We start from the raw sequence: 5,639 nt of genomic DNA, 5'->3' as shown, positions 1-5,639 counted from the left end.
GTTGTGTTGTATCACGAAGATACGATTAAATGAAAGCAATTCACAACACATGCTTCAGCGTGTTTTCCATGTCGGAAGTTGTGTTGTATCACGAAGATACGATTAAATGAAAGCAATTCACAACGCGTTTTGACACGCAGTCAGTGTGGCAAGCGTTGTGTTGTATCACGAAGATACGATTAAATGAAAGCAATTCACAACCACCAGGCAAATGAAACGATAGCAGAGGGGGTTGTGTTGTATCACGAAGATACGATTAAATGAAAGCAATTCACAACTAGTTCGGGACAAAGCAAAAACCTTAATGCGTTGTGTTGTATCACGAAGATACGATTAAATGAAAGCAATTCACAACATATCTGCACGTTTACGGATGAATTCTTTTGTTTTGTTGTATCATGAAGATACGATTAAATGAAAGCAATTCACAACCACCCGGAAGTATGGGCCCAAGGAGCCCAAGTTGTGTTGTATCACGAAGATACGATTAAATGAAAGCAATTCACAACTACAATACTTGATGCAAGTTATGTAGATAAGTTGTGTTATGTCTCAAAGATACGGTAAATGAAAGCAATTCACAACCCTTCATGACCTGCAGCTCATTCTTTGCGGGTTGTTTTGTATCTCAAAGATACGGTAAAATGAAAGCAATTCACAACCTATGTGGAATCGGAAAAAAAAGATTTAGTTGTGTTTTATCACGAAGATACTGAAATTTGAAAGCAATTCACAACAATAGTGATACAATGTCGTATTCAATGACTGTTGTGTTGTATCACGAAGATACGGTAAAATGAAAGCAATTCACAACTACACGGTCATCCCCAGAAGTCCTGTACTGGTTGTGTTGTATCTCAAAGATACGGTAAAATAAAAACCGTTCCTAACAAGCCTGAAGAAATAATGTTGGTCCAAAGGTCTTGGAAGCCTGGCTGGAGGGATTGATAATGAAGTCTGCTACGGATTGTTTGGATGATGCATATTCAGATTCAGAAAAAAATCTGCGGAATCCGCTCCATCTGCGGGAATACATCTAAAAAACAGAGGTAAACGGCTTTAGAATGTATGTTAATAATAATCAGCAGAAATCTTATGAATATATGCACTTAAGGCAAAGTAGGAAGCTCTATTCTGCTCTGTTCTATTGTGGTAAAATGAATAAAAAAGGAATCAGGTTACTGATCAATCAAAGGGATCACAGATGCTTCGTCAGAGCAGCATGCCGGTGAAAGCATCAGGAGCGGTTGCGTTTTACGATTATGGAAAAAGTCATAAATCCATGCCGGAACATTGCTTTATCTTTACAGGAGAGTAGGATACGCCTGCAGTATTTCAGTTCAGAACCAATCCGTCTGATGCTGCGGTGCGACGATGACGGACAGGATGCGGGTGATCTGTTATTCTCAAGGAATCTCATCTTATTCGGTGTAAAATGAAACATTAACATTAACCAAATTGTACGGATATGCCTCTGAAAGTGCTGGTTATCGACAGCGATGAATCCATTCTGGAGGTGATGGAAATGATCATCACCGGTTCCGGCTACGCTTTTTTGCAGTCGGGGATCCCGGCTACGCCTGAAGAGATAGCCTTGCTGGGGCCGGATGTTATTTTGATAGAAGATCAGCTGGATGGAAATGGCAAAGGCCGGAAAATCAGTACCGCGGTTAAAAAATCGGCTTTAACCTATTCCATCCCGGTCATCCTGATGACCACTCGGAATACGGCGGACGGCATCATGAGAGAATCGGAAGCCGATGCTCTGCTGGTCAAGCCCTTCGATATTGCCCGGCTGGAAGAACTGCTCTGCCGTTTTTCCGGAAATGCCTGAAAAACTGATACCAAAGGACCGGAAATTTCAAACCGTCCATTCCTTAGTTTGCCGTAAAATCAGGTGGCAGGATGTATTTCCCGGACAGGCCGGCATACCGCCTTTGGTTCCGGTGCGTTACACCTTCTCTTTTTTCATTTCTCCGATAATCCGCTGCCTGTGGTTGAGGCCCCATTCCGCAATGGTCTGGGTAAGCTGCTTGAGTGATGTGCCGTACTCGGTAATGCTGTACTCAACGGATACGGGAGTGGTGGTAAGAACGGTGCGTACAATCAGCCCGTTGGCTTCGAGCTCTTTCAGTTCCCGGCTCAGCATCCTTCCTGAGATCCCGGGAATATCTTTCAGCAGCTGGGAATACCGCATGGGATGGAAGCACAGGCAGGCAATGATCGAAACTTTCCATTTTCCGCTCAGGATTTCCATGGTATCGTTGATGGCCAGTATGGTCCGGCCGCATTCTTTAAGATGTTTATTTTCCTGTTCCATATGAAGGGGGTGGTGGTTACCCGGATGTAACCGTTACTTTTTGTTACCGGATGACAAAATTACACAAAAGAGATTTACTTTTACCGCTCAAAATCAATTATACAGAATGGAAACCATCACTCATTTAAAATGGCGTTATGCCACCAAAAAGTACAATCAGGAAAAAGTAAGCGGCGATAAGATACAACAGATCCTCGAAGCGGTGAACCTTTCCGCTTCTTCCTGCGGAATACAGCCGTACCGCATCTTTGTCATCAGCGACCAGGAACTGAAAGCCCGGCTGGCGGAAGGTTCTTTCAACGGCCAGATCGCGGAATCATCGCATCTGCTTGTATTTGCTGCTTTTAACATGATTACTACGGAATACATTGAAGAGTACATCAGCATGGCAGAGCGGCAGCGCAATCTCCCGTCCGGTGCCATGTCCGATATGAAAAATATGATGGTGAACTACTTTGCCGGGAACTCCGATGAGGCGAATGCCATATGGGCTGAAAAGCAGGCCTACATCGGACTGGGTACCGCACTGATTGCCGCAGCAGAACTTCAGGTAGATTCCACACCGATGGAAGGTTTTGACCCGCAGCAGTTCGATACCCTGCTGGGACTGCAGGAAAAAGGCCTGCATACGGCCGTTATCCTTTCTTTGGGATACCGTGATGCAGCAAACGATTTCCTTGCCGGTATGCTTAAGGTACGACTGCCGCTTGATGAATTCGCCGTTGCAGCTCCATAGGAAACCGGGAACCTGATTTTTGGTTCCGGTGAGAAAAAATCTGACAGGAATTTGAGAAGCCCGCGAGTGTGCGGGCTTTTTATTTATTGATAAGAGGGCAGCGGATAAATGGCAGATCGTGACGGCAAAGGCGTTATCCTTACACTATTTCAAAGCTCCTTTTTCGGATGCCTTCCTTACAATCCGTTGTTTTTTCTGTGGAGGCATGTATTAAATCCATTTATGTCATGATCATCCTCAAAAGGCTATAGGTAAATCTTCCGGTTGATGATCTTCACCACATTGTCCTTCTCCAGTTTCTTGATGGTCCGGATGACCGTTTCCACCCGGAGGGCCGTGATAGAAGCAATCTGCTGCCGGGTCAGGGGCACTTCAAAAGAAAACTTTTTCTGTTCGGCACTGAAGCTTTTCTGATAGTTCAGGGCACCGATGATCCGCACGTCCGGACGCAGTGAGGCATTGTTTTCCAGCATAATGTATTTCTGGTACAGCCGCTCCGACAGAAATTTGTTCATATCCCGGGAGATCTGCGGATTTTCGTCCAGCATCCGTACAAAATTTCTTTTCGGAAGCTTCAGGACCCGGGTCTGTTCAAACGCAATGGCATTTACAGGATACGTCTCGTCGATAAAAAGCAGAAGCTCGCAGACACTCAGCCCTTTTCCCAGAATGGCAAGAATGAGTTCTTTGCCCTCTGCATCGTAGTAATTGAGCTTGATGCGCCCCTCTACAATCTGATAGTAATATTTGGGTGTACTGCCTTCTTCAAAAATAACGAAGGACGGATCAAAATCTTCTGTTTCCGCTCCGTAAGAGCGCAAGGTTTCTTCTGGAATAAGCATGTTTATATACGTTTTACAGTTTATCAGCAGTAAGCATATCTGGAAGGGATCTACCGTCTGTTACCGGAATGAAACAACACAGGCAACCTCTTCTCCTGATTCAAATCAAATGAACCCTATGTAATATTACGAATAAGATTTGAATTTACCATGACATCTGTTCACGGATTTGTGATTGATGTCATAAAATTCCGGTCCGTTGTTCAGTAAGTTTGAAAACGAATCAAAAAATAGTTGATATGAAAAAAGCAACCATCGCCGCATTCCTGCTGATTATTCTGGCAGGCTGTACCAAATCCGAAACCCAGTATCCGGATCATAAAAGCAGCAGAGAATCGGTAAACAATCAAGAATCGGATACCATCCGTACCCTGCAGCAGGAATCCGATACCCTGCAGAACGGAGGCGGAAAACGGACAGAGATAACCACGGATAATGAATGATCGTTATTCCCCGATCCATACCATGATACCAAAAGGCAGGCTGATGATGATCAGCGATACCGGAACTCCTGATGATCCGCTCAGGGCGGAATTATTTCGCCTCTTCTCAGATAACCGGGACGGCAGTATTGAAATTCTCATTTCGTCATACCCGGGATCAGCATCTCTGAAAGAAGACTTTACCACCGGACTTACTGCACTGGGCTGCACCCGTTTTGACTTTGTTGAGCTGGCTGCAGATACGGTTTCGGAAGATAGCGTCTATCAGAGGATCAGCGATGCCCGGACCGTGATATTTGCTGATGAGCATCCGGAATTATGTACGCTTCTTAAAGATTCGCCGCTCCTTGAACTTCTCTGCCATAAATACCTGCTGGAAGAAGATTTTGTTCTGGCAGGCATCAACAGGTGCGCGATGTGGATCCCCGGCATCTTCATGAACGGTTCCGGGACAGACAGGGGCCTGGGATTCATCAACAGCTGTATTGTTGATGCGGGGTTCGCCGGCAGGGCCCGCCTGAAGCAGTTGATCAGGACCGTTATCGCACACAATACCTGTTTCGGCCTCGGCCTCAGCAGCGGAACGGCACTCATCATCACCGAAGGCAGTAAAGTCTTTTGTACCGGTAAAGGTACCGTCATGCTGATCAACGCAGGATCCGTAAGAAAGAAAACTGCCGGGGAACCGGAAGAAGGCGCATCGGTATTCATTGAAAACCTGAAGGGGCACATCCTGGTCAGTGGCTGCATGCTGGATTTGGCAACCGGTGAAGTGACGGAGACCCTGCCCCGGTCATGCGGGCAGACTTCCGTACAATCAGAAGGATAACGTTCACCTTAAAACAGGAAAGGAACAATACCCTGTCTGTAGAATTTTACAGGCTTCAGAAAACGTCAGCAGTTATTTGATATGGTGCTGTTACCTGAATCTCCTTCCGGATGAGGATATCTAAAAAAATAAACCCCTGCAAAATACAGGGGTTTAAAATTTGAAAGTATATATTTAAGTGAAAAAGTGTTGTTGTCTATTATTCAAACACTGTGCCGTGAATAATCTTTTTCAGAAAAATTTCTGTAAATTTCATATATAAAGATTTTTCTCTCCCTAAACCCCTGATTTGGAGAATAAAATAGCTGCCCTGTTTCCTCAAACCTGTTTTATATGGGCAGTCGGCGCCCTGTTGCTCTGTGGTACCGGGCAAGGATTCTCTTAAAAAATACCGGTTTTTCGGAATATTGTGAGTATTTTTGGTACTAAACTAGCTATACACTACTATTGATTTATATTTTATGATCCT

General features: G+C 44.7%; 6 protein-coding genes. 4 read left to right on the top strand and 2 right to left on the bottom strand.

Features of this window, described 5'->3' with window-relative positions:
• Window positions 1–1,468: 1,468 nt before the first annotated feature.
• Window positions 1,469–1,834, top strand: coding sequence for a response regulator (locus QZ735_RS13700; RefSeq protein WP_294249437.1), 366 nt, complete (start codon window positions 1,469–1,471; stop codon window positions 1,832–1,834).
• A gap of 117 nt (window positions 1,835–1,951) precedes the next feature.
• Here QZ735_RS13700 and QZ735_RS13695 read toward each other — a convergent pair whose 3' ends face one another.
• Window positions 1,952–2,320: a helix-turn-helix domain-containing protein gene (locus QZ735_RS13695; RefSeq protein ID WP_294249435.1), complete on the bottom strand. Its 369-nt coding sequence runs from the start codon at window positions 2,318–2,320 to the stop codon at window positions 1,952–1,954.
• Window positions 2,321–2,426: 106 nt separating this feature from the next.
• On the opposite strand from QZ735_RS13695, the gene QZ735_RS13690 reads away from it, so the two are divergent.
• Window positions 2,427–3,056: a nitroreductase family protein gene (locus QZ735_RS13690; RefSeq protein ID WP_294249434.1), complete on the top strand. Its 630-nt coding sequence runs from the start codon at window positions 2,427–2,429 to the stop codon at window positions 3,054–3,056.
• A 245-nt stretch (window positions 3,057–3,301) separates the two neighbouring features.
• Here QZ735_RS13690 and QZ735_RS13685 read toward each other — a convergent pair whose 3' ends face one another.
• A complete protein-coding gene (locus QZ735_RS13685) occupies window positions 3,302–3,898 on the bottom strand; it encodes a Crp/Fnr family transcriptional regulator (protein WP_294249432.1) in 597 nt (198 codons plus the stop codon).
• A gap of 239 nt (window positions 3,899–4,137) precedes the next feature.
• On the opposite strand from QZ735_RS13685, the gene QZ735_RS13680 reads away from it, so the two are divergent.
• On the top strand, window positions 4,138–4,341 hold the full coding sequence (locus QZ735_RS13680) for a hypothetical protein (RefSeq protein WP_294249430.1): 204 nt from the start codon (window positions 4,138–4,140) through the stop codon (window positions 4,339–4,341).
• Window positions 4,334–5,170: a hypothetical protein gene (locus QZ735_RS13675; RefSeq protein WP_294249428.1), complete on the top strand. Its 837-nt coding sequence runs from the start codon at window positions 4,334–4,336 to the stop codon at window positions 5,168–5,170. The genes QZ735_RS13680 and QZ735_RS13675 overlap by 8 nt, the downstream gene beginning before the upstream one ends.
• Window positions 5,171–5,639 lie beyond the last annotated feature (469 nt).

It is taken from the genome of uncultured Chryseobacterium sp. (assembly GCF_913776365.1).
Classification (GTDB): Bacteria; Bacteroidota; Bacteroidia; order Flavobacteriales; family Weeksellaceae; genus Chryseobacterium.
Note: the sequence above shows the minus strand (reverse complement) of the source record. Positions and strands in the feature narration are given on the sequence as shown.

Excerpts from the sequence above, each read along its gene's own strand:
- QZ735_RS13700 (WP_294249437.1), top strand. The coding sequence starts at position 1,469 with ATGCCTCTGAAAGTGCTGGTTATCGACAGCGATGAATCCATTCTGGAG.
- QZ735_RS13695 (WP_294249435.1), bottom strand. The coding sequence starts at position 2,320 with ATGGAACAGGAAAATAAACATCTTAAAGAATGCGGCCGGACCATACTG.
- QZ735_RS13690 (WP_294249434.1), top strand. The coding sequence starts at position 2,427 with ATGGAAACCATCACTCATTTAAAATGGCGTTATGCCACCAAAAAGTAC.
- QZ735_RS13685 (WP_294249432.1), bottom strand. The coding sequence starts at position 3,898 with ATGCTTATTCCAGAAGAAACCTTGCGCTCTTACGGAGCGGAAACAGAA.
- QZ735_RS13680 (WP_294249430.1), top strand. The coding sequence starts at position 4,138 with ATGAAAAAAGCAACCATCGCCGCATTCCTGCTGATTATTCTGGCAGGC.
- QZ735_RS13675 (WP_294249428.1), top strand. The coding sequence starts at position 4,334 with ATGAATGATCGTTATTCCCCGATCCATACCATGATACCAAAAGGCAGG.